This is a genomic window from Spongiactinospora sp. 9N601, from assembly GCF_044326295.1.
In the GTDB taxonomy this organism is placed as follows: Bacteria; Actinomycetota; Actinomycetes; order Streptosporangiales; family Streptosporangiaceae; genus Spongiactinospora; species Spongiactinospora gelatinilytica.
The window spans coordinates 468826-491740 of sequence record NZ_JBIRBB010000004.1 but is presented as its reverse complement, the minus strand read 5'-3'; the positions used below and the strand labels follow the sequence as shown (position 1 = coordinate 491740).

Sequence of the window (22915 nt, the reverse complement as noted above, 5' to 3'; positions counted from 1 at the left end):
GGTCAGGCGGCGGTGCGGCCGATGACGTCCTGGACGGACTTCACGCCGTGCCGCCGCAGCCGCCGGGCGAGCTGCCGGTGGATGCGGGCGGCCCAGAACGGGCCGCCGTAGATCCAGCCCGTGTACCCCTGGACCAGGGACGCGCCGGCCAGCAGGCGTTCCCACACGTCGTCCACGTCCTCCACGCCGCCGACCGACACCAGCGTGATCCGGTCGCCGACGCGGGCCCGCAGCCTGCGCAGCACCCGCAGCGAGCGGTCCTTGAGCGGGCGGCCGGACAGCCCCCCGGTCTCGGCCCCGGGCGGGACGTGGACGCCGGGCGGGCGCTCGATCGTGGTGTTGGTGGCGATGATGCCGTCCAGCTCCAGTTCCACCGCGAGGTCGGCGATGGCGTCGATGTCGTCGTCGGCCAGGTCGGGGGCGATCTTCACCAGCAGCGGCGTGCGCCGGGTGGTGGCCGCGGCCACCTGCTTGACCTCGGTGAGCAGCGGGCGGAGCTTGCCTGCCGTCTGGAGGTCGCGCAGGCCGGGCGTGTTGGGCGAGCTGACGTTGACCACCAGGTAGTCGGCGAGCGGGGCCAGCTCCTTGGCGCAGGTCACGTAGTCGGCGACGGCCTCGGACTCCGGCACCACCTTGGTCTTGCCGATGTTGACCCCGACCACGGCGGGCAGGCCGCGCGGACGGCGCAGCCGGGCCGCCGCGGCGTGCGCGCCCGCGTTGTTGAAGCCCATCCGGTTGACGATGGCCCGGTCGCGGACCAGCCGGAACAGGCGCGGCCTGGCGTTGCCTGGCTGGGCGTGCGCGGTGATGGTACCGACCTCGACGAAGCCGAACCCGAGCGCGGCCAGGGCCGGGACGCAGCCCGCGTCCTTGTCGAACCCGGCGGCCAGGCCGAGCGGCCCGGGGAAGTGGACGCCGAACGCCTTGATCCGCAGGGCGGGGTCACGGGGGGCCAGCGAGCGGTGGATCAGCCCTTTGAGCAGGGGCAGCAACGCGAGCACGCGAAACGCCCTGACGGTGAGATGGTGCACGGCCTCGGCGTCGAACCGCGCCAGGACCTGCGTGAACAGGAGTCGGTACATCAGGGCTCAGCGTACCGCCGCGATCAGCGCGCGCTCCTCCGGGGACACGGCCGGACGCGGCCCGGCTCAGCCCGAGGTGTCGAGCACCGCCCAGACGGTCTTGCCGTGGTCGTCGAGCGGGAACCAGCCCCAGCAGACGCTGAGCGCCTGAACCAGGTGCAGGCCGCGGCCGGTCTCGGCGAAGCAGTCCTGTTCGGTGAGGGTGGGGGCGGCCACGCTGGAGTCGGAGACCGCGCAGGCCACCTGCCGGTCGCTGCGCACCAGCCGCAGCCCGACCAGCCCGCCCGCGTGCCGCATCGCGTTGGTGACCAGCTCGGAGACGATGAGCTGGGCATCGTAGGAGCACTCGGGTGAGGCCCAGTCGCCGAGCACCGAGACGGCGAACTCGCGGGCGACCGCCGGCGAGGCGGGCGTGCAGACGTCAAGGCCGGGGAACCGCGGTTGGCCGTCGTTCACCAGAGCGGTGAGCAGCCAGGCCGGGGGCGGGGGTTCCCCCGTCGCGGCCCGCTGCCGTGCTACAGGTGTCGTCATGGAAACGTCCCCAGGGCGATCGAAGGTGCGCGCGGTCCGGGCAAGTCGTTCAAAGGACATCTTTGCCCGACGGTGAATCTCGTGCAAGTACATCGGAACGGTGCTGATGCAAGTTCTTCCGAACGTTACCTTTGCATGTGCGTATGCACGTGCAGAAGCACTGTACGTTAGTCGGGGAACGTGCGACACTACTTGATTGTTCAACTTGATCGACAGGGAGCACGGCGTTGATCGCAGAACCGGCCGACAGCGGATCGTTACTCTCGCCCGGCTCCGGGGGGCCGACGATCCTGCGTATCCTGCTCGGCACCCAACTCCGGCGGCTGCGCACCGCCAAGGACATCACCCGCGAGGCCGCCGGCCACGCCATCAGGGGCTCGCACGCGAAGATCAGCCGGCTGGAGCTGGGCCGGGTCAGCTTCAAGGAACGCGACGTCGCCGACCTCCTCACCCTGTACGGCGTGACCGACCCCGACGAACGCGCCCCGCTGCTCGCCCTCGCCCGCCAGGCCAACTCCCCCGGCTGGTGGCACAAGTACACGGACCTGCTCCCCGGCTGGTTCGAGGTGTACGTCGGCCTTGAGGAGGCCGCCTGCACGATCCGCTCCTACGAGATCCAGTTCGTCCCCGGGCTGCTCCAGACCCGCGACTACGCCCGTTCGGTGATCCTGCTGGCCAACTCCGCGGCCCCGGGCGACGAGCTGGACCGCCGCATCGACCTGCGGATGCGCCGCCAGCAGCGGCTGACCGGCCCGGACGCCCCCGTGCTGTGGGTGGTGATGGACGAGGCCGTGCTGCGCCGCCCGCTGGGCGGCCGGGAGATCATGCGCGCCCAGGTCGAGCACCTGCTGCACGCCATCGAGCTGCCCAACGTGACCCTCCAGATCGTGCCGTTCGACCGGGGCGGGCACGCGGCGGCGGGCGGGCCGTTCACCCTGCTGCGGTTCCGCGAGCGCGAACTCCCCGACGTCGTCTACATGGAACAGCTCGACAGCGCCCTCTACCTGGACAAGCTGGAGGAGACCGAGCGCTATATGGAGGTGATGGACAGCCTGTGCGTCCAGGCCGACTGCGCCGCCGACAGCAAGCGGTTCCTGAGCAGGCTGCGTAACGAACTGTCCGACTGACGTCTGCCCCCAGTTACCCGGGTCGCCGCCCGCCGTCTCCCTGAACAGCGGGAAGTACCTTGCGCTACCGCCATAAATGTCGCGGTCCATGCACATGCCCGGGAATTTTGGCGTATCTTGCGACATGCAATCGCAGATGCACGTGCATTGGTACGCACTGCACAGCAGCTCGGGGAGACAAGGATGAACTCGATCCACAACGGTGTACCCGCCGACAGCCTCACCGTCGCCTGGCGCAAGAGCCGGCACAGCAACCCCAACGGCAACTGCGTCGAGGTGGCCCCGCTGGCGGACGGGGGCGTCGCCGTGCGGAACTCCCGGCACCCGGGGGGCCCGGCTCTCGTCTACACCAACGCCGAGATCAGGGCCTTCATTCTGGGCGCCAAGGACGGCGAGTTCGACGACATGATCAACTGACCGACGCCACAACAACGCCACGAACTCGGTCACATCCGGCCGCCGGGGATCGGCCGGACCCGCCACGCCGCCTACGCGGCCGGGCGGCCCCGGCGGTGCCCAAGCCCGTACGGTGTCCAGGCCCGTGCGGTGTCCAAGCCAGTGCGGTGTCCAGGCCCGTGCGGTGTCCAAGCCCGTACGGTGTCCAAGCCCCGCCGTGTGCAGGCCCCCTGCGCCCCCGCAGAACTCCCTTGAGCCTCCCGTAACGGGAGGCTTTACCGTACCCCGCATGGAACTGGTCGTACACGACACGATCTCCACCATGGCGGAGATCATCACCCTGCCCCGGGAACGGCGGGCCGACGCGCTGCGCGCGATGCTGGCGCCGATGGCCGGCTCGATGCCGCCCGGCGACCCCGTGGACGTCCACCACAAGGGCGGCGGATTCAGAATCGACACCGACGACCCCCGGTACGCGACGGCCCTGGAACGGCTGGCCGCCGAGGACGTGCTCGGCCAGATCGAGCGGGAGATCCACCGCGCGCTCGGCCACCTGCGGGCGCGGGTGCCCGGGATCAAGCACCCCGACCGGCTCCAGGTGATGTTCGTGCTCGGCGACCCGGACAACGAGCACCTGATGCGGACCGCGGCCGGCTACTACGGCATGGGCGGCGTGCCCGGCTGGCTGTACCTGCTGGCCTGGCCGGACGACGACGTGATCGGCAAGATCGCGCACTGCGGGGTCCACGAGTTCCACCACCAGGTCCGCTACGCGAACGTGGAGTGGAACCCGGCCACGGTCCCCGTCGGGGAACACGTGGTCGCCGAGGGGCTGGCGGAGGCGTTCGTCAGGGAGCTGTCCGGGCCGGAGGCCATGGGCCCGTGGTCGGAGATGGTCGCGGGCGAGGAACTGGAAGGGGCCTACGCCAAGACGGTCGCCGACATCGAACGCCCGGGGATGGGCACCGCCCTCGGGTACGTCCTGGGCGACCCGGCCATGGTCCGCTTCGGATATGAGCCGGTGGGCGTCCCGAGCATGTCCGGCTATGCCGTCGGACTGCGCATCGTGGACGCCCACCTGGCCGCCACCGGGCTGACCGTGGCGGAGAGCACCGTACTGCCCGGCCTCGCGATCGCCGCGAACGCGGGCATCGCGCTCTCCGCCACCGATCCTTCCCGCTAGTCCTGGCCCTTGCCCTGCGGGCCGTCGCACCGGAGCGGGCCGACGGTCGAGGTGATGCGGTAGTTCTTGTCGATGGTCACCAGCGTGTTGTCCGACCAGTCGACGGTACGGCAGTCGCTCTCCGTCGGGCCGTACACCCACGACTTGTTCACCAGCCGGTTGCCGCGCACCACGGCCTCCCCGGCCACGTTGCGGACCTGGATGCTGTAGGTGCCGCCCATGACCAGGTTGTCGGTGACCACGACGTCCCGCTGGTAGTCGTCCACCAGGAAGATCGGGGCGGTGGCGTCCTTGGCGAACCGCTGGTCGATCGTGTTGTGGTCGAAGATCAGGCCCGTGCCGGTCTTGTACGCCTGGATCCCGTCGGAGTGGTCGCCCGGGTTGGAGCACAGCTTGATGTAGGAGTCCCGGATCTCGATGTCGTTGCCCGAGGCCCGGAAGCCGTCGCTGTGGTTGCGCACATGGACCCTGGTGGCCTTGTACTTGTCCCAGCCGACTCCCGGATGGGTCTCACAGCCGGACTCCGCGCCGACGGTCGAGTCGCTGATCTCGAAGGAGTACGTCTTGGGGCCGTCGTTGTTGATCACGCTGCCGTCGATCTGACTGTTGACGATCTTCACGTTGTTCGCGTGGAGCACCAGGTGGCCCGGTACGTAGACGCCGTCGAGCACGGTGCCCGCCTTGGTGACGCGGTAGGCGTCGCCGTCGAGGTTCAGCGGGAGTTCCTGGAGCTGGGTGCCCTCCGGAACGCCGACGCAGCCGGGCGCGGGGTAGGCGCAGTCACCGCTGGGCGGGTCGGAGTCGGTGGGAGTCGGCGTCGGGGTCTTCGTCGGCTCCTTGGTCGGCTCCTTCGTCGGCTCCTTCGTCGGCTCTGTGGTCGGCTCGTCCGTGGGGGTCGGGGTCGGAGTCTCGGACGGTTCCCTGGTGGGTTCCTTCGTCGGTTCGTCCGTGGGGGTCGGGGTCGGGGTCTCGGTGGGTTCGCTCACCGTGGGCGACGGCTCGGGCGTCTCCGACTCGCTGGGAGTGGGGGTCGGCTTCGAGGTCGGGGTGGGCTTGGGCGTCGGACGCCGCCACTCGTACCAGCGGAAGATCACGTCGACCCAGTAGTTGTAGGAGCGCGGGTTCGCCCTGCGCGGGTAGGCGCTCCTGCCGTACTGGTACACGCCCGCCTTGCCCCACGCCGAGCGCAGCGGCCCGGACTCCACCGAGGTGAACCCCGGCGTGCCCACGAAGACGCCCTGCCGCGCGTGGTAGGAGACCGTGTAGACGCGCCCGGCCTTGATCCGCACCGGCTCGGCGAAGTGCGCCTGCTGCCAGCCGGTCGCGCTCTCACCGGTGAACGTGACGCGGGCGACCCGCCGCCCGTGGGAGTCCCACAGGCTGCCGGTGTGCCCGCCGCGGTCGCCCTTGGCCTTGAAGAACCGCACGCCGAGCACCCAGCCGTCGCGGGAGGCGGTGAAGCGGGTGCCGAGTTCGACCGCGCCGCGGTCGCGGTATCTGGCCGGGACGATCTCCTGGGAGTTCCACAGGCTCGTCTCCTGCGCTTCGCGGATGGGCGCCGCCGCGCCGGCCGGGGCGACCAGTACCTGCTGCGGGCCGCGGTTGGCCAGCCACACGATGGGTACCGCCGCTCCCACCAGGAAGGCCGCCACGATCACGGCCACAACGCCGCGGCGTCTCCGCCGCCGGTCCGGTAACGCGCTCTCACCGTCCATGCCAGGACTCGGGATATGCCTACCGGTCATGTCTGCGACCTCCGCGACGTTTAGCCACCCGGTATGTGTCGTGCGTACCTTGCGTTGTCGAGTTTCTCCTGTGTCCCCTCGTGCCGGGTGCCATCTTTACGACTTGGATCTTCAACATGCAGCCCTTTTCCCGATTTTTCTTGCAGATCGGCATAAATCAGCACTCCGGAACGCGTGGCCGGAAGCGGCCAAACCACTGATTCGCCCGCCGCGGTACCGTCCAGATCACCTATACCGGGCGCTCCGATCCATCCACAAGGCCGGTCCACCGGATCGGTCTCGGGGGCCTTGCCATAATCACGGGATGGAAACGGCGGCGACCGACGACTGGCTTTCGGTGCCGGTGGGGGCCGGGGCGGAGCGGTGGAACACGGTGGCCGCCCGCCGTACCGTGCTCGGGGTGGTCCGGAACATGGCCGCGGCGAGCCGGCTGCTCGACATCGTGCCGCTGTTCCGGTCCGACCCGCGGGTGCAGGTGGTGTTCACGGTGGCGGGCGGCTCGGCGTTCGGCGACCCGGTCGCCGACTACCTGCGAGACGTACAGGCCCGGACCATACCGTGGGAGCAGGCCGTGGCCACCCGGTTCGACCTCGCCATCGCGCCCAGCGCGAACGGGCGGCTGGACCGGCTGCGCGCCCCGATACTACTGACGCCGCACGGGGCCGGGCACAACCGCCGGCTCACCGGCCCGGACGGCGGCGATCTGGGCACGTCGGGGCTGTCCACGGCGCAGCTCGTCCGCGACGGGCGGGTGGTGCCCGCGGCCATCGCGCTGCCGCACGCCGACCAGTTGACCCGGCTGGCGCGCGACTGCCCGCAGGCGTTGCCGCGCGCGGTGATCACCGGCGACCCGTGTTTCGACCGGATCGCCGCGAACGCCGTACGCCGGGACCGGCACCGCCGCGCGCTCGGCGTCGGGGACCGCAAGCTGATCTTCGTCAGCTCGACCTGGGGGCGGCACGCCCTCCTGGCGCCCGGCGGCGGCCTGGTGACCCGGCTGCTGGCCGAACTGCCGCTGGACGAGTACGCGGTGGCGCTGGCCGCCCACCCCAACGTCTGGTACGGCCATGGGGGGCTCCAGTTACGCCTGTGGCTGGCGGATGCGCGTGAGGCGGGGCTGATCCTCATTCCGCCGCACGCGGGCTGGCAGGGGGCTCTCATCGCCGCCGACGCGGTCGTGGGCGATCACGGGTCGGTGACCTTCTACGGCGCGGCGCTGGGCCGGCCGGTGCTGCTCGCCTCATCCGGGGCGGAACTGGAGGAACTGGACCCGTCCTCGCCCACCGCCGAACTGTGCCGCATGCTGCCCCGGCTGGATCGGTACCGGGGTCTGCTGCCGCAACTCGAAGCCCTTATGTCCGGACATGTCCCGGCCGCCTACGACTCTGTGACCGTCCGCAGCGTCGGCCACGGCGGCGGGGACCGCCTGCGGCGGCTCGCCTACGACCTGATGGACTTCCCGCCGCCCGGCCCCGCCGTGCCCGTGACGCCGCTGCCCGAGCCCGCCGCCGAGCAGGTACGGCCGGGCGCGCTGCTCGTGACGGCGGCGGTCGAGCCGGGCGGCGTCATCGCGCTGCGCCGGTACCCGGCCGCCCCGCCCCGCGACCCGGCCGCCGACGGGCCGCTCGACGCGCACCTGGTCACCTGGGCGGACGAACTCGACCGGCGGCTCCTGGAGAGCGCCGCGATCATCATGCGCGAGGGCGACGCGCCGGGCTGGGCGGACGAGGTCCTGCGCCGCCACCCCGGCTGCTTCATGGCCGCCGCCGTCACCGGCGAACGCACCGCCACCCTGACCCTCCGCCACGGCGACCGCCTGACCGCCCCCATCACCGCCGCCCCGACCCTCCGCCACGGCGAACGCCTGGCCGTCACCGGTTCACCGGGCCTGGACGCCGGCCACCTGCCCTCCGCCGTCTACGCCTGGCTGGTCGCGGGCCACCCGGCGACGGCACTGCGCGCCGGAGCCACGGTACGCCTGGGCGACCGGCACGCCGAGATCACCCTGACCGACTCCCCCGCCGGATAGGAGCCCGTCCGGCACCCACCACCCACCGGAAACGGCCACCACCCACGGGACCGGGCCGCCGCGGGGCGGATCGGTTAGAGCTAGAGGTCGTGTTCTTCGCGGAGGTCGGCGGCGCGGTCGGTGTTGCCTGCGGCGAGCCAGGCCGTGATCGCCTGCCGTACGTGGGTCCGTGCGGTGTCGCGGTCGCCGGACTCCCCGGCCAGTACGGCCAGCAGCTCCCAGGCCCGCGCCTCCTCGGCCGGGACCCGCCGGTCGCGCATGATCTGCGCCGCCCGCCCGGCCGCCCGGGCCGCGTCGGCGGGCCGCCCCAGGCTCCGGTAGGCCGCGCCCAGCTTGATCCCGATCTTGCCCTGGAGCAGCTCGTCACCGACCTCGGTCAGCACGGTCATCGCCCGCTCGAACGCCGCCGCGGCCTCGCCGTGCCGTCCGCCCCGGCTGAGCGCCAGCCCCAGGTGGTAGGTCTGCAAGCCGACGCCGCGCGGATTGCCGATGTCCTCGTTGACGCGCAGCGCCTCGCGGAAGGCGGCCGAGGCCGCGTCGAGGTCGCCCCGCTCCAGGTCCACCCGTCCCAGCGACTCTAGGACCGCCGCCTCCATCCGCCGGTTCCCCGACTCCCGGGCCGCCGCGCGGGCCAGGACCAGTTCCTCGTGCGCGCCGCCGTACTCGCCGAGTTCGAGCAGCGCGCGGGCCACCTGGTTGCGCATTCGCGCCTGCGCGGCCAGGTCGCCGCAGCGCAGCGCCGCCGCGACCCCCAGCCGGTTCGCCTCCAGCCAGTCGGCGTAGTGCTTGCGCTGGTAGTACAGCGCCCACATCGCCTCCGCCGCCTGCCAGACGAACTCGTCCCACCCGCGCGCGGCGGCCCCGCGCAGCAGCGCGAGGATGTTGGCGCGCTCGGTCTCCAGCCAGTCCAGCGCGTCGCCCGGCGAGCCGAACGGCGTGCCGCCGAGCGCGAGCCGCCGCCCGTGATCGGCCAGCCGCAGCCGCGTCCCCATCACGGCCAGGTCGGCCGCGGCCATCCGCCCGAGGTACCACTCCGCGACCCGCTCCAGCGCCGCGTCCCGCGAGGCGGGGGGCTCCTCGCGCTCGGCGCACCGCGCGGCGTGCAGCCGTACCAGGTCGTGGAACCGGTACCGATCCCCGTCGCCCACCTCGTCCAGGAGGTTGGCGTCGAGCAGGATGTCCAGCAGGTCCGGCACGTCGCCGCCGTCGTCGCCGTCGTCGATCGCGATGGCCGCGCCGAGCGGGAAGTCCGGGCCGGGCAGCAGCCCCAGCCGCCGGTAGAGCCGCGCCGCGCCCGGCGGCAGGCCGTGGTAGGCCGCCTCGAACACCGTCTCCACCACGGGCTTCCCCTCCACCGCCAGCCTGTCCAGGCGGCGGGCCGCGTCCGTCAGCTCGCCGACCACCCGCTCGATCGTCCAAGCCGGGCGCTGGACCAGTCTGGCCCCCGCCACCCGCAGCGCGATCGGCAGGCCGCCGCACAGCCGTACCAGCTCGGCCGCCGCCGCGGGGGCCGCGCGCAGCCGGTCCTCGCCCAGCATCCCCGCGAGCAGCCGGGCCCCCTCGTCGGCGGAGAGCGGCGCCATCCGGATCGGCACCGCGCCGGAGAGCAGCAGCTCACCGAGGCGGCGATGGCTGGTCACCACGACCGCGCTGCCGCGCGAGGCGGGCAGCAGCGGCGTGACCTCGGCGGCGTGCTCGGCGTCGTCGATGAGCAGGAGCAGCCGCAGGCCCGCGGTCTTGGAACGGAACATCGAGGCCCGCTCCGGCAGCTCGGCCGGAATCCACTCCTCGTGAACGCCGAGCGCCCGCAGGAACCCGCCCAGTACGTCGCTCACCTCGGTCCCGCCCCGGTGACGCAGGGCGCCGAGGTCGGCGTACAACTGGCCGTCGCCGAACCGGTCGCTGACCTGGTGCGCCCAGCGGCGGGTGAACGCGCTCTTGCCGACCCCGCCGATGCCGCTGATCACCGCCACCGGCGGTGCGTCCGGCTCACCGGCCAGCAGGGCGTCGAGCGCGGCCAGCTCCTCCGTCCGGTTGACGAACCCGCGCGGCGGCGCGGGGACCTGCCGGGGCACCCGCACCGGCGGCGGCGGCGCACCCGCCCCGATGGTCAGGTGCGCGATATCCCTGGCCTGTACCACGCCACCGGACACCTGCCCGCCGGACAGCTCGTTGCGCACATCACCGGCGGGGCCATCGCCGCCACTGGGGCCTTCGCCCGCCGCCTCATGGGTCGCCACGTTCCGCAAGTTTTCCTTCCCGGGTCGGCGCGGGCAAGGCGACAATTGGATCGAGCCCATTTTCCGACGAATTGAAGGACGCGATGGACCCGAGCATCATCCCCGCACTGGCCGCCGTCATCTCCGCCGTCGTCGGCGGTGCCGCCGGCGAAGCGGGCAAAAGCGCATGGACCTCCCTGACCTCCCTCGTACGGCGGCGATTCGGCAGGGAAACGGCGGCAGAGCTGGAACCTGGGGCGAATTCCACTTCCACCGAAATGGCGGAGGATTTGGTGAACCGGGCCGGGGCCGATCCCGAATTCGCGCGGGCGCTGGCCGCCTGGATGTCGGAGACGTCCAAGGTCGTCCACCAGCAGAAACACGATGTGGTCAACGTGATCGGCGGCGAGGCGCGGATCACCGGGCCGGTCGTACAGGCGGGAGACGTTTTCGGGTCGATCAATCTGGGCGGCCGGGACTAAAGCCCTCTCGCGGGCGTCACTCGCAGAGTTCGCCGCCGTCGGCGGCCGACCTGATCGCGAGGTGATAGTCGCCGCCTCCGGCCTTGTCGGTGTGCACGGCCAAGAACGCCTTCTGGCCGTTGACCACCTTCGCGAAGCAGACCAGATTCATGCCGTCGCCGGGTTCGGGGCGCGGACGACCTCCCAGCCTTCGCTGACCGCCGCCGAGCGATACAGGGCGGGCACCGCCTCGTGGGTGCCACGCAGCGCGTAGGACCGGTCGGCATAGGCGCTGACCGCCGCCGAGCGATACAGGGCGGGCACCGCCTCGTGGGTGCCACGCAGCGCGTAGGACCGGTCGGCATAGGCGCTGACCGCCGCCGAGCAGTACAGGGCGGGCACCGCCTCGTGGGTGCCACGCAGCGCGTAGGACCGGTCGGCATAGGCGAGATCGACCTCCGGGTCGCATCCGGCGTACCGCTTGGACGGCCGAGCCCCGGGCGGGCGGACGTCGAGAACGCGGAGGCGGCCAAGTGCCTCGCCCACGCGTTCCTGCTCCTGCGGGCACCCAGGTGACACGTGGCGCGCCGCGACCCCCTGGAGCAGGCTGTTCCAGCCCATCACCGCGGAGGTCAGGACGCCTCCGCCGATGAGCAGGCCCACCCCGCAGGCCAGCGCGGCCGTTCTCACGATCGCAGGTTTCGTGATCCGGAATCTATCTCGGCGGGCGCGTCGGTGGCCCGGACGATTCCGGCCACCAGGCGGCGTAAGGCCCAGGAGTAGTCGCCCGGCGAACCCGGTGTCGCGGGGTGGGGGGTCTCGTTCAGGAGGTGGCCGAGGAGCAGGTGCCACAGGGCGCGGTAGGCGCGTACCGCGTCGTCGTCGTCGAGCCCGGCCGCCCGCAGCAGCGCCAGGTTGTGCCCGGCCACGCTGTGCGCGCCGTCCACGACCCGGCTTCCCTCGGCTATGACCCGCGCACCCCAGGGGTGGGCGGCGAGGTACGCGTACATCGCCTCCCACTGACCCACCACCGCATCGGCGGCAGGACCATGCTCATCGCTCTCGCCGGGCGTGGGGAAGCTGGCCGCCAGGTCTTCGGCGAGCAGGCCGAGGAGTTCGGCCCGGTCGGCGATGTGCCGGTAGAGCGACGCCTGGCCCGTACCGAGTTCACCGGCCACCCGGCGCAGGGTCAGCTCGGCGAGCCCGTCGGAGTCGGCCACCCTGCGCGCGGCGGCGACGATGAGCTGCCGGGTCAGCGGCCGGCGGTGGTATGTCACATCCTGTGTCACCGCACCCCCTGTTGCGAACGTCGTTCGCGTTAGGTTAACTTAACTGCACTGTTGCGCGAACGTCGTTCGCACAGCCCCCCGAGCCCCTGAGACTTTCACCGCAGCGCCGTCGCGTCCAGAATCCGGCACCACCCGTACGGCCATTCCTGCCGGAGATGCGAGGTATGCGATGACCAACTCCGACGAGCCCGCCCCCGGCCACCTGCTAGACGAGCGTCCCGCCACTGACGTGGCGTGCGCGGACGAGTCCGCGTGACGACCGCCGCCGCGCCCGCGTCCGCTCCGGCCCGCCCCAGCAGCAGACCGGCGGGCGTACTGACCGCCCTCGTGCTGGTCGTGCTCTCCTACGGCCTGCCACAGACCATGGTCGTGCCCGCGATGAGCGTGCTACAGCACGACCTCGGCACCAGCCAGGCGGGGGCGTCCTGGGCGGTGCTGTCGGCGACGCTGCTGGCCAGCGCCGTCTGCACGCCGCTGGCGGGCCGGCTCGCCGACCGGTACTGCACCCGCCGCGTACTGCTTGTCTGCCTCGGCCTCTACCTGGCCGGCAACCTCGCCGCCGTCGTCGCGCCGAACGTGGGCGTGCTGATCGCCTGCCGGGCCGTTCAGGGGGTCAGCCTGGCCCTTCTTCCGCTGTCGTTCACGATCGTACGCCGCACCCTCCCGGCCAGCCGGGTGCCGTTCGGCCTCGCGCTGACCGCGGGCCTGGTCGGCGGTACGGCGGGCGCGGGCCTGCTCGTCGGCGGCGTCATCGTGGACCAGGGTTCGTGGCGCTGGCTGTTCGTGATCGGCGCGCTGCTCGTGCTCGCCGCACTGATCGCCACCGTCGTGTTCGTGCCGCCGCTGCCCGGCAGCCGGGCCGGACGGCTCGACCTGCCGGGCGCGGCGACCCTCGCGGGCGGCCTCGTGGCGGTGCTGCTCGGCATCACCGAGGGGCCCGTCTGGGGGTGGCTCTCACCCGCGGTCCTCGGGCTGTTCGCGGGTGGTCTGGTACTGCTGGCGGTGTTCGTACTGATCGAACGCCGGGCCCCGCACCCGGTGATCGACATCGGCCTGCTGGTCCACCGCCCGCTGCTCATCGCGCACCTCGGCGCGTTCGCGCTGGGCGCGAACCAGTTCGTCTTCTACGCGCTGCTCCCCAAGATCGCCCAACTGCCCGGCGACATCGGGTTTGGGACCACGGTCACCGGCGCCGCCCTGATGCTGCTCCCCGGGACCTTCCTCATCGTCCCGGCGAGCTGGGCCGTACCGCGCCTCGAACGCCACGTCGGTCATCGCGCGCCTCTTTGGATCGGTCTAACCCTGGCCGCCTGCGGCGGCGTGCTGCTCGCCACCATGCACGACACCCTGTGGCAGGTAATGGCGTGCTACCTGGTCTGCGGCGCGGGGTACGGCTTGGCGATGGCGGCCTTGCCGACGATGGTCAATGCGGGCAGCACCCCCGAGCAGAGCGGCAGCGCCAACGGCGTCAACACCGTCGCCCGAACGGTCGGCGGCGCGACCGGCAGCCAAATCGGCGCGGCCATCCTGGCCGGCACCGTCCTCCCCGGCACCACCGGCCCGACTTCCACCGGCTTCACCGCCGCCTTCCTCGCCGCAGCCGCCTTCACCGGCCTCGGCGCACTGATCCTCCCCCTACTGGCCAGAACAAAGCCCTGACCCTGGGAAACCCCTGGTTCCGCTCCTACCGTGACAGCACCGAGCGCAACCGGGTGAAGAACCGGTCCGGGTGGTCGGCGAAGCCGGTGTGGTCGCCGGGGAACAGGGTGGGCTTGAGGGCGAGGGCATCGGTGAGGGCGCGGGAGGTGCGGTCGCAGATCTGGCCGGTGGACTCCTCGCCGATGCCGATCACCAGGCGGGCCGCTATCGAGCGCAGGGCGGAAAGGTCGGGCCGCCAGCGGTCGGTGTGGATCATTTCGTGGGCGAACCAGCGGCGTTCGTCTTCGACCTGCTGTGGATCGCGCTCCCCGCCGAACATCATCTCCAGTGCCCCTTCGGGCAGTTCGATGCCGGCCACCTTCATGAACTTCGCCCACGCCCCGACGACGTCACCGGCCAGGTAGGTGGCGATGTAGTCGTCGGTGTCGGCGTTGATGCGCGCGGCGTCGGGCAGCAGGTTCACCAGTGGCGGCTCGTGGGCGATGACGGTGTGGACCTGGTCGGGATGGGTCTGGGCGAGGGCCAGTGCGGTGACCGCGCCGCCGCTGGAGCCGAGGACGGTGGCGGGGCCGGCGTCCAGGTGGGTGAGCAGCCGGGACAGGTCGTCGGCGCGTAGCTCAGGGGTGGAGTCCTGGGTGGGGTCGTCGAGCCGGCTGCGGTTGATGCCGCGCGGGTCGGTGGTGAGCACGGTGTGGTCGGCGGCGAGCAGGTCGGCGAGCGGCGCGAAGGGGACGGCGTCCATCGGCGCGCCGACGAGGGCCACGAGCGGACCCTGTCCACGTACTTCGTAGTACAGGTGCGCGCCCGGGACGTCCAGCGTGGCAGTAGTGATCATGATGTCCTCCTTGGTTCGGGAGCCGACGGGGCTCCGGCGATGGGTATGTGAGATCCGAGGACCGAGGCCAGCAGCGAAGGGGCCAGGGCGGTCACCAGCAGCGCCAGGATCGCGGGGATCACCAGGGCCACCGGCAGCCCGGCCCCCGCCGCCACCGGCGCGATGAGCGCCGGGCCGAGCAGGCCGCCGCCGTAGCTGATGGTGGTGACCGCGGACAGGCGGCGGGCGTCGCCGCCGGCCGTACCGAGCGCGCTGGTCACCACGGGCCAGACCAGCGCCATGCCCGCGCCGGTCAGCGCCCAACCGCCCAGTGCGCATCCGACGCTCGCGGGCTCGGGGAGCGCGCCCGCGAGCAGGACCAGCCCGTACCCGGCCGTGGCGGTCACCCCGGCCAGCCGGATGGTGACCACGGCGCCGAGCCGGGCCCGTACGGCGTCGCCGCCGAACCGCACGGCGGTCATCGCGACGAAGAAGGCGGTGTACATCAGCGAACCGGTGGCCGGGCTCGCGCCCAGCGCCCGCGTCGCGTGGACGCCCGCCCAGTCGGTGGCCGCCCCCTCGGCGACGAACGCCGCCGCGCCGACCACCCCCAGCATGATCACCGGCAGCGGAGCGGGCGGCCCGGCCGCGACGGCCCGCCCGGTGGCCGCGCTCCGGTCCAGCCGTCCGGACGCCGCCGGCATGGCCGCCGCCAGCAGCGGAGCCGCCGCGCCCAGCAGTACCTCGACCGGTACGGCGGCGCGCAGCGCCCCCGTGACCAGCGCGCCGCCCGCCACCGCGCCCAGCGTCCAGGTGCCGTGCATGGCGGCCATGATCGGCCGGTTCAGCGCGCGTTCGACGGCCACCGCCTGGACGCTCAACGCCACGTTGAGCACCCCCATCAGCATGCCGAGCACGACCGCGGCGGCCACCAGCGCCTGGACCGACCCCGCCAGCGCGGGCCCGGCCAGCGCCAGCGCCGCGGACGGGCCCGCCAGGCGCAGCAGCAGCCGCCCGCCCCACCGGTCGGCCACCGGACCGGCCAGCGGCATGGCCACCAGCGCCCCGGCGGCCAGGGCCATCAGGACGTACCCGAGCCGCCCCGGGCCAAGTCCGAGGCGCGCGTCGATGGCCGGGAGCGTGGCGCCCCACAGCGCGTTCAGCACCCCGGTCAGCCCGTAACAGGCGGTGATCGCCCCGCGTGCGGCCACGACGTCCCTCCTCGGTCGGTGGATCTCGCACGGCAATCGTGGTCGCCCCGTCGCCGCGGAGTCCAACACCTGTTCGAGCGCGATTGACACATAAGGTGTGTGAATCGACTGGGAGGAGGGGGCCTGTGGCCGACGACGTCGAGATCCGGCTGCTGCGCCATTTCGTGGCCGTGGCCGAGGAACTGCACTTCAGCCGGGCCGCCCGGCGGCTCTTCGTGGCCCAGCAGGCGCTCAGCCGCGACGTCCGCAAGCTGGAGGACCGCACGGGCGCGCGGCTGCTGGACCGCACCACGCGCCGGGTCGCCCTCACCCCCGCCGGGCTGCTGCTGCTCTCCCGGGCCCGGGAGATCCTGGCTCTGTACGACTCGACCCTGCTCGAACTGCGCGGCGAGCCGCGCTCGCTGACCGTCGATGTCGTCGGCCCCGGCCTCACCCCCACGCTGGTGCTGGCCCAGGCCCGGCGGCACGCGCCCGACGTGGAGTTCTTCGCCCGCTTCCACACCGGCACCGAGGCCGCCGTGCCGCTGCTGCTGGCCGAGAAGGTGGACGTCACCTTCGGCCGCCTGCCCGGCGACGGTCCCCAGGGGCTGCGGCGGCGTGCCGTACGGCACGAGCCCATCTCCGTGCTCCTCCCCGAACGCCACCCCCTGGCCGGGGCCGACGCCGTACCGCTCGCCGCGCTGCGCGGCACCGGCGTGTGCATCCGCGCGGGCGACCACGCGACGCCCGGATGGGAGCACGCCGCGCTCCAGTTGCTCGCGCCCTTCGGTGCCGACCCGGCCCTGGCGCACCCGCACGTCGAGGGCGTCGACGAACTCGCCCGGCACATCCGCGACCGCAACGCCCCCATCCTGACGATGACCGCCCAGCCGGCCGTGCCGGGCGCGGTCCGGCGTCCGCTGGTGGAGCCGGTCGCGATGTTCCCGTGGGCGATGATCTGGCGGACCGACGCCGACCACCCCGGCCTGCGGGCCCTGCACCAGGCCGCCGACGAGCTGGCCGCCGCGCACGGGTGGCTTACGGCGCCGCCGGACGCCTGGTTCCCCGAGCCGGAGGCCGCCTCTCGGACCCCAGGCCGAAACGCCGGCTGAAATTCGGCGTGGCCGGGCCGATGAGTCCGCCTCCTTCCGCGGGTCTCATTCGGTGAGCAGGCCCGGCGGAGCGAAGGAGAAGCCGTGAAGCACATTGTCTGGCCGTTGGTGCACGCGGAGCGCGCGGCGTTGATCGCCGACCTCGCGTCCGTCGATGACGAACGGTGGGAGCGGCCGTCGTTGTGTCCCGGGTGGACCGTCCACGACGTGGTCGCCCACCTGATCGACACGGCGCTGACGACGCGCGTCAATTTCGTGGCGGGGCTGGTACTGGCGGGGTTCGACTTCGACCGTCAGAACGCGCGGGGGGTGGCGCGCGAGCGCCGCGGATCGCCCCGGGAGACGCTGGAACGGCTCCGGCAGGTGGCCCCGCGCAGGACGGGCCCGCCCGTGTCGCTGGACACCCGGCTCGTGGAGGAGATCGTCCACGGCGAGGACATCCGCCGGCCGCTGGGGCTGGTCCGCGCCTACCCGGAGGAGGCCGTGGCACGGGCGCTCCGTTTCCAGGTACGCACCCCCGCCTCCTACGGCGGCGGCAAGGAGCCGGCCGCCCGGGTACGGCTGACCGCCACGGACGCGGACCTGTCCATCGGGACCGGCCCGGAGGTGACCGGTAGCGCGGTCGCGCTGCTGCTCGCGGTCTCTGGGCGGCGGGCGGCGGCGGCCGACCTCGCCGGCCCCGGAGTCGCCGACCTGGAGCAGGCCCTCTGAGCCGAGCTGGAGCAGGCCCTTTGCCCCGGCGGGCTATTTCAGGCGCGCGTAGACGATGATGTTGTCGGTGTAGTGGCCGCTGCCCCGGTCGAAGCCGCCACCGCAGGTCACCAGGCGCAGGCCGGCGTGGTCCAGCGGGCCGTACACCCGCTGGGCCGGAAACCGGCGCTTGGCCACCTGTTCCACCGACTGCACCGTGAAGGCGGCGACCGAGCCGTCCGCGCGGGTCACCGAGATGGCGTCGCCGGGGCGCAGCCGCCCGAGTTCGTAGAAGACGCCCTTGCGGCCTCCGCCGTCCACGTGCCCGAGGATCACGGCGGCGCCGCGTTCGCCGGGCGTGTAGCCGCGCGCGTACCAGCCGGCCTGCTCGGGCCGGTCCACCGGCGGCACCTGCACGGTGCCGTCGGCGTTGAGGCCGAGCCGGGAGAGCCGCACGCGCACACCGATCCGCGGCACGTCCAGGCGGCGCGGTTCGGAGCGGGGCAGTACCGGCCTGGCCGTGACGGTCGGCTGCGCGCGGGCGCTGTGCGGGGACGGTACCGGTGGGGTCGCGCCGGACAGCAGCGCGCCGCCGCCCAGCAGCGCCGCGCCGGTCACGGTGAGGGCGGCGGCCACCAGGCCGAGGGCCCGGCGGACGCCGCCCTTCACACCCGGCATCTCAGGCCGGGGTGTGCTCACGGCGGCGCAGCACCAGCAGGCCCGTCCCGGCCCCCGCCGCGAGCAGGACCCCGCCGACCGGGGCGAGCACGTTCCCGCCCGGACCGCCGCCGGTCTCCGGAGCGCCCTCGGGCACCGGGCGGGGTTCGGCCTCGCGGGGCTTGTCACCGGGCCCCTCGTCGGCGGGCGACGGCACGGGGCTGGGCGTGGCCGCCGCCAGGGCCGGTCCGCCGACGGTCAGCAGGGCGGCGGCGAGCCCGGCCACGGCCAGGACGTCTCGCGTCTTACCAGCGAATCGCACAGATCCTCCTAGGTGTCGGTGAGCGGCCCCGATCCTGACAGCGCGATATCCGCTGGCCATGAGCGAAATGTCATGAGCCTGTAATGAATGCCGGGCAACGCCGGAAACGTCCTGATCAAGCTGGATACTTGGGTGGTGGCCAGAGTGATGCTGATCGAAGATGATCCGTCCGTTAGGGAAGGATTGCGCCTCTCGCTCAGCCGCCACGGCCACCAGGTGGACGCCGCCGGTACCGGCGAGGAAGGGCTGCGTCTCCTCCAGGCCGCGCCCACCGACATCGTGGTTCTCGACCTGATGCTCCCCGGCCTGGACGGCTTCGAGGTGTGCCGCCGCATCCGCGCGGGCGGCCCCACGCCCATCGTCATGCTCACGGCCCGCGGCGACGACCTCGACGTCGTCAGCGGCCTGGAGGCGGGCGCGGACGACTACGTCGTCAAGCCGGTACGCCCGCGCGTGCTGGAGGCGCGCATCCGCGCGGTACTTCGCCGCGGCGGCCCGGCCGCCCCGCCCGGCGCGGGCCCGGAGGTCCACGGTGACCTGGCGATCGACCGCGGCTCGCTCACCGTCGCCAAGGCCGGCGTCCAGCTCACCCTCCCGCCGCTGGAACTGCGGCTGCTGCTGGAACTGTCGGCCGCGGCCGGCCAGGTGTTCAGCCGCCAGCAGCTCCTGGAGTCGGTCTGGGACCTGGACTTCCTCGGTGACTCCCGGCTGGTGGACGCCTGTGTGCAACGGCTGCGCACGAAGATCGAGGACGTCCCGTCCAAGCCCCGGTACATCCAGACCGCCCGTGGGTTCGGTTACCGCTTCGGGCCTCTATGAGGCCGAGCGGGTGGTTCCGGCTCGCGGTACGCGGGCTGCGGGCCCGGCTGGTGGTCGTGTTCGTCCTGCTCGCCGGGCTGGCCGCGGTCACCGCCGCCGGCCTGGTCTACCGCCAGGCGCGCGATCTCATGCTGGCGCGTACCGAGTCATCGCTGGTGAACGAGTTCCGGCTGCGCGTCGCGACCCTCACCGAGAACATGCGGCACCCGCCCGACCGCGCCACCCTGCAACGGCTCGCCAACGGCGTGGCCCCCGCGTTCCTGTCGGCCACCGGCGCCGCCGTCTACCGCGACTCGGGGCTGATCGCCTCCGGCGACCGTACCGGCCCGATCACGCCCGCGCTGCGCCAGGGCCTCGCCACCCGACAGCGCCTGCTCTACCAGCGCGTCATCTCCGGCGGCACCCCCTACCTCGTCGTGGGCACACCCGTGCTGCTCGGCAGCCGCCGCACCCCCTCCGAGGTGCAGGTCTACCTGGTGACCCCGCTCGACACCGAGGCGGCCGACCAGGACGCGCTGCTCGCCGCCGCCCGGAACGGCGTGCTGCCGGTCCTGGCGCTGGCCGTGGTGCTCGCGCTGCTGGCGGCCCGGGGCGTACTACGCCCGGTACGCGACCTGGACCGCGCGGCGCGCAGGCTCGGCGCGGGCGAGCTGGACACCCGGCTGAAGGTCGGCGGCGGCGACGAGCTGGCGCGGCTGGTGACGACCTTCAACGCCACGGCCGCCGCGCTGGAGGCCAACGTGTCCGAACTCCGCGAGATGGAGGTCAGGGCGCGCCGGTTCGTCGCCGACGTGTCGCACGAACTGCGCACGCCGCTCGCGTCCATCCTGGCGATGGCGGAGATGTTCGAGGAGGAGGCCGGGCGCCTCGAAGGCGACCTGGCCGGCGCCGCCGGGCTGCTGAACCTGGAGGTGGGCAGGCTGGTCCGGCTCGTGGAGGACCTGATGGAGATCTCCCGGTTCGACGCCGGGGCGGCGCGGCTGGTCCTGAACGACGTCGATGTGGCCGACGCGATCCGCGCCTGCCTGCGCACCCGCGGCTGGTACGGCCGCGCCGAGCTGGACCTGCCCGCTGACGTGCGGATCCGGATGGACCCCCGCAGGTTCGACGTGATCGTGGCGAACCTGGTCGGCAACGCGCTGCGGCACGGCGCTCCCCCGGTCACCGTACGGCTGAGCGGCGGCGATCAGGTCGTCATCGAGGTCCGCGACGCCGGGGACGGGGTGGACCCGGACCTGCTCCCGCACGTCTTCGACCGGTTCTCCAAGGCCGACGCGGCCCGGGTGCGATCGGACGGCAGCGGGCTCGGCCTGGCCATCGCCCTGGAGAACGCGCGCCTGCACGGCGGTTCGATCGACGTCGCCAACCCGCCCGGCGGCGGCGCGCTGTTCACCCTCACCCTGCCCGCCGGTGGGCCGCGATGAGGGCGGCCCTGGTGGCGGCGTTCGTGCTCATGCTGATGGCCGGTTGCGGGATCAGCCCGACGGGTGTGCTCGACGGCGGCGAGCCCGCCGTCGGATTCCAGCCCACCACCCGGCTCTACTTCGTGTCGGGGGCCCGGCTGGTGGCGGTGAGCCGTCCGCTGCCGTCGCCGCCCCTCCAGGAGGCGCTGGACCTGCTGGTGGCCGGTCCCACGGCCGCCGAACGACGACGCGGGCTGCGTACCGGACTCGACCCCGAACAGGACGCGGTCGGCAAGGCCACCTCGGACGCGGCGAAGGTCCGCATCTCCCTCCAGGACCGGATCCCCGTCCCCGTCCCCGCGCCCGCGCCCTCGGAGGGGCCGCCCACCGACCAGCCGCAGGACCTGTGGCTGGGGCAGCTCACCTGCACAGCGGCGGCGGCCCTGGCCGCGCGCTCGGACATCGACCCCGACGCGGTGACGGTCACCGTCCAGCGCGGCAAGGGCGCAAGGCTCGGGTCGTTCCGGTGTTCGGAATTCGCGCGCGCGCCGGAGTAACGCCTGGTCCATGCGGGTAATGCGCGGAATGCGTGAGATATCGTCGGCCGATGTGACAGCACCTGACATCACCGTCGCCACTCCGGCAGATCGTGGCCGGGTCGTCGACTCGCTGGTCGCCGCGTTCGCCGATGATCCCGTCCTGCGGTATCTGTTCCCGGACCGGGCCGCCTACCCCCGGTACGCCGCCGCCTTCTTCGGCGACCTCTTCGACAAACGGGTACACAAGCAAACGATCTGGACGATCGGGCACGGCGACTCGGTCGCCATGTGGGACGGACCCGCGGTCGAGACCGGCTCCCCCGATGGGGGCCTGTCCTCCGGCTACCCCGCCGACGTGCTGGCCCGCGTCAACGCCTACGACGACGCGGTACGCGCCGCGTTGCCGGCCGCGCCGTTCTGGTACCTGGGCGTCCTCGGCACCCACCCGGACTGCGCCGGCCGCCGGTGGGGCCGCGCGGTCATGCGGGCCGGCCTGCGCCGGGCCGCCGCGGACGGCCTGCCCGCGGTGCTGGAGACCAGCAAGCCCGGCAACGTCGAGGTGTACCGCCGGGCGGGCTGGGAGGTCGTACGCGAGGTGACCGAACCGCTGCACATCTGGATCATGCACCAGCCGGCGCCGTGACCGTCTGCCGGGCGACCGTGAGCAGGACGGCGGAGTCCTCGATCGCGTCGAGGGCGTGCCGCAGGGGCGGTATGGCGATGATGTCGCCCGCGCCCCCTTCCCAGGACTCCGCGCCCGCGCTCAGCCGTACCCGCCCCGCCAGGACCTGCAAGGTCGCCTCGCCCGGACTGTCGTGTTCGCCCAGGCCGCGCCCGGCGGCCAGCGCCAGCAGCGTCTGACGCAGCCCGTGACCGGCGTGGACCGTCCGCGCGGCCCGGCCGGCGGCGGTTTCCCGGGCGGTGGCCAGCAGTTCGGCGGCCAGGTCCGGCAAAGACCGCGACTCCATCAGGCATCTCCTCCGGTCAGGTGCGCCACGCACACGTCGGCCGTGACGAACGGGTCCAGCCGATCGACGGTTTCCGCCGCGCCCCAGGCGTCCATCGCGCCCTGCATCAGTCCGAGGTGGACGGGGCAGACGATCTGCGGCCGGTCCGCGGCGAGTTCGAGGAAGGGGCAGTTGCGCAGCTCGATGCGCGGCGGGCCGCCGCCCTGCCCGGCCTGCCCGGCCTGCTCGGACTGCCTGACCTGCTCGGGCGCGAAACCGAGGTCGTCGAGCAACGCGACCAGCCGTTGGACGTGGGTACGGCCCGTGGGGTCGGGCGCGCCGCCGTACCTGCGGCCCCAGGCCCGCCCGGCCTCGACCGCGCGGCCCCGCGCGTCCGGCTCGGCGCCGAGCGTGTCGGCCAGCACCTCGGCGAGCATCCGGTAGTGCCGCGGCCCCGCCGGGTCCATGCCGCGGACCGCCCGGAACAACTGCGGCGGCCGTCCGGCGGTGCGGTGGGCCGGTACGGCCCGCTCGACCTGGCCGTTTTCCAGCAGCCTGTCCAGATGGAACCGGATCGTGTTGGGATGCACCCCGAGCCGATCGGCGATGTCCGTGATCGGCAACGGCTCCGGCGCGGCTTTGAGCACGCGCAACACCTCGGCCCGCCGCCCTGGTTCCGCTCCGCCCGACCGCGGCACCCG

25 protein-coding genes are annotated in these 22915 nt (G+C 73.0%); 12 read left to right on the top strand and 13 right to left on the bottom strand.

From position 1 onward, the window contains the following. Positions 1-2: 2 nt before the first annotated feature. Complete coding sequence (locus ACH34R_RS12110) at positions 3-1082, bottom strand: quinone-dependent dihydroorotate dehydrogenase (RefSeq protein WP_397561457.1); 1080 nt, start codon at positions 1080-1082, stop codon at positions 3-5. A gap of 66 nt (positions 1083-1148) precedes the next feature. After that, entirely contained in the window at positions 1149-1613 is a 465-nt protein-coding gene (locus ACH34R_RS12105) for an ATP-binding protein (protein WP_397561456.1), read from the bottom strand. Between the two features lie 227 nt (positions 1614-1840). Here ACH34R_RS12105 and ACH34R_RS12100 point away from each other — a divergent pair, with 227 nt between their 5' ends. The 3 genes from ACH34R_RS12100 to ACH34R_RS12090 all read left to right on the top strand — a co-directional run bounded on the left by ACH34R_RS12100 (position 1841) and on the right by ACH34R_RS12090 (position 4319). Then, positions 1841-2740 carry a helix-turn-helix domain-containing protein gene (locus ACH34R_RS12100; RefSeq protein WP_397561455.1) on the top strand — a complete coding sequence of 300 codons (900 nt, stop codon included), beginning with the start codon at positions 1841-1843 and terminating at the stop codon, positions 2738-2740. A 183-nt stretch (positions 2741-2923) separates the two neighbouring features. Then, complete coding sequence (locus ACH34R_RS12095; protein WP_111170225.1) at positions 2924-3157, top strand: DUF397 domain-containing protein; 234 nt, start codon at positions 2924-2926, stop codon at positions 3155-3157. Between the two features lie 268 nt (positions 3158-3425). After that, on the top strand, positions 3426-4319 hold the full coding sequence (locus ACH34R_RS12090) for a DUF2268 domain-containing protein (protein ID WP_397561454.1): 894 nt from the start codon (positions 3426-3428) through the stop codon (positions 4317-4319). Here ACH34R_RS12090 and ACH34R_RS12085 read toward each other — a convergent pair. Beyond that, positions 4316-6034, bottom strand: coding sequence for a DUF4082 domain-containing protein (locus ACH34R_RS12085; protein ID WP_397561453.1), 1719 nt, complete (start codon positions 6032-6034; stop codon positions 4316-4318). The genes ACH34R_RS12090 and ACH34R_RS12085 overlap by 4 nt on opposite strands. Before the next feature lie 334 nt (positions 6035-6368). Between ACH34R_RS12085 and ACH34R_RS12080 the strand changes: the two genes are divergently transcribed. Further along, a complete protein-coding gene (locus ACH34R_RS12080) occupies positions 6369-8093 on the top strand; it encodes a translation initiation factor IF-2 (RefSeq protein ID WP_397561452.1) in 1725 nt (574 codons plus the stop codon). 80 nt (positions 8094-8173) lie between these two features. On the opposite strand, the gene ACH34R_RS12075 is transcribed toward ACH34R_RS12080, so the two are convergent. Further along, positions 8174-10333: an NB-ARC domain-containing protein gene (locus ACH34R_RS12075; protein WP_397561451.1), complete on the bottom strand. Its 2160-nt coding sequence runs from the start codon at positions 10331-10333 to the stop codon at positions 8174-8176. An 83-nt stretch (positions 10334-10416) separates the two neighbouring features. On the opposite strand from ACH34R_RS12075, the gene ACH34R_RS12070 reads away from it, so the two are divergent. After that, complete coding sequence (locus tag ACH34R_RS12070; RefSeq protein WP_397561450.1) at positions 10417-10794, top strand: hypothetical protein; 378 nt, start codon at positions 10417-10419, stop codon at positions 10792-10794. A 16-nt stretch (positions 10795-10810) separates the two neighbouring features. Here ACH34R_RS12070 and ACH34R_RS12065 read toward each other — a convergent pair whose 3' ends face one another. The 3 genes from ACH34R_RS12065 to ACH34R_RS12055 are packed head-to-tail and all read right to left on the bottom strand — an operon-like array spanning position 10811 to position 12062. Next, positions 10811-10945 (bottom strand): hypothetical protein, encoded by a 135-nt coding sequence (locus tag ACH34R_RS12065; RefSeq protein ID WP_397561449.1) that lies wholly within the window; start codon positions 10943-10945, stop codon positions 10811-10813. Next, complete coding sequence (locus tag ACH34R_RS12060; protein WP_397561448.1) at positions 10942-11463, bottom strand: hypothetical protein; 522 nt, start codon at positions 11461-11463, stop codon at positions 10942-10944. The genes ACH34R_RS12065 and ACH34R_RS12060 overlap by 4 nt, the downstream gene beginning before the upstream one ends. Further along, complete coding sequence (locus ACH34R_RS12055; RefSeq protein WP_397561447.1) at positions 11460-12062, bottom strand: TetR/AcrR family transcriptional regulator; 603 nt, start codon at positions 12060-12062, stop codon at positions 11460-11462. The genes ACH34R_RS12060 and ACH34R_RS12055 overlap by 4 nt, the downstream gene beginning before the upstream one ends. A gap of 252 nt (positions 12063-12314) precedes the next feature. Between ACH34R_RS12055 and ACH34R_RS12050 the strand changes: the two genes are divergently transcribed. Then, on the top strand, positions 12315-13721 hold the full coding sequence (locus ACH34R_RS12050; protein WP_397561446.1) for an MFS transporter: 1407 nt from the start codon (positions 12315-12317) through the stop codon (positions 13719-13721). A gap of 25 nt (positions 13722-13746) precedes the next feature. Here ACH34R_RS12050 and ACH34R_RS12045 read toward each other — a convergent pair whose 3' ends face one another. Continuing rightward, the gene (locus tag ACH34R_RS12045) at positions 13747-14556 is read right to left on the bottom strand and encodes an alpha/beta fold hydrolase (protein WP_397561445.1); all 810 of its coding nucleotides are present in this window, start codon (positions 14554-14556) and stop codon (positions 13747-13749) included. Further along, positions 14553-15746, bottom strand: a complete 1194-nt coding sequence (locus tag ACH34R_RS12040) for an MFS transporter (protein WP_397561444.1) — start codon at positions 15744-15746, stop codon at positions 14553-14555. Before ACH34R_RS12040 ends, ACH34R_RS12045 begins: the two co-directional genes overlap by 4 nt. 125 nt (positions 15747-15871) lie before the next feature. On the opposite strand from ACH34R_RS12040, the gene ACH34R_RS12035 reads away from it, so the two are divergent. Next, complete coding sequence (locus tag ACH34R_RS12035; RefSeq protein ID WP_397561443.1) at positions 15872-16837, top strand: LysR family transcriptional regulator; 966 nt, start codon at positions 15872-15874, stop codon at positions 16835-16837. An 84-nt stretch (positions 16838-16921) separates the two neighbouring features. Next, on the top strand, positions 16922-17548 hold the full coding sequence (locus ACH34R_RS12030) for a maleylpyruvate isomerase family mycothiol-dependent enzyme (RefSeq protein ID WP_397561442.1): 627 nt from the start codon (positions 16922-16924) through the stop codon (positions 17546-17548). Between the two features lie 33 nt (positions 17549-17581). Here the strand turns inward: ACH34R_RS12030 and ACH34R_RS12025 are convergent, their stop codons facing one another. Further along, complete coding sequence (locus ACH34R_RS12025; protein WP_397561441.1) at positions 17582-18205, bottom strand: class F sortase; 624 nt, start codon at positions 18203-18205, stop codon at positions 17582-17584. Position 18206: 1 nt separating this feature from the next. Continuing rightward, entirely contained in the window at positions 18207-18506 is a 300-nt protein-coding gene (locus ACH34R_RS12020) for a hypothetical protein (RefSeq protein ID WP_397561440.1), read from the bottom strand. Between the two features lie 135 nt (positions 18507-18641). Here ACH34R_RS12020 and ACH34R_RS12015 point away from each other — a divergent pair, with 135 nt between their 5' ends. The 4 genes from ACH34R_RS12015 to ACH34R_RS12000 are packed head-to-tail and all read left to right on the top strand — an operon-like array spanning position 18642 to position 21910. Next, positions 18642-19325, top strand: coding sequence for a response regulator transcription factor (locus ACH34R_RS12015; RefSeq protein ID WP_397561514.1), 684 nt, complete (start codon positions 18642-18644; stop codon positions 19323-19325). Further along, the gene (locus tag ACH34R_RS12010; protein WP_397561439.1) at positions 19322-20749 is read left to right on the top strand and encodes an ATP-binding protein; all 1428 of its coding nucleotides are present in this window, start codon (positions 19322-19324) and stop codon (positions 20747-20749) included. Before ACH34R_RS12015 ends, ACH34R_RS12010 begins: the two co-directional genes overlap by 4 nt. Further along, the gene (locus ACH34R_RS12005; RefSeq protein ID WP_397561438.1) at positions 20746-21285 is read left to right on the top strand and encodes a hypothetical protein; all 540 of its coding nucleotides are present in this window, start codon (positions 20746-20748) and stop codon (positions 21283-21285) included. Before ACH34R_RS12010 ends, ACH34R_RS12005 begins: the two co-directional genes overlap by 4 nt. Positions 21286-21337: 52 nt before the next feature. Further along, a complete protein-coding gene (locus ACH34R_RS12000; protein WP_397561437.1) occupies positions 21338-21910 on the top strand; it encodes a GNAT family N-acetyltransferase in 573 nt (190 codons plus the stop codon). Here the strand turns inward: ACH34R_RS12000 and ACH34R_RS11995 are convergent. Then, positions 21888-22235, bottom strand: a complete 348-nt coding sequence (locus ACH34R_RS11995; RefSeq protein ID WP_397561436.1) for a cupin domain-containing protein — start codon at positions 22233-22235, stop codon at positions 21888-21890. The two genes, ACH34R_RS12000 and ACH34R_RS11995, sit on opposite strands and share 23 nt — an antisense overlap. Further along, positions 22235-22912 carry a helix-turn-helix transcriptional regulator gene (locus ACH34R_RS11990; protein WP_397561435.1) on the bottom strand — a complete coding sequence of 226 codons (678 nt, stop codon included), beginning with the start codon at positions 22910-22912 and terminating at the stop codon, positions 22235-22237. Before ACH34R_RS11990 ends, ACH34R_RS11995 begins: the two co-directional genes overlap by 1 nt. Positions 22913-22915: the final 3 nt, after the last annotated feature.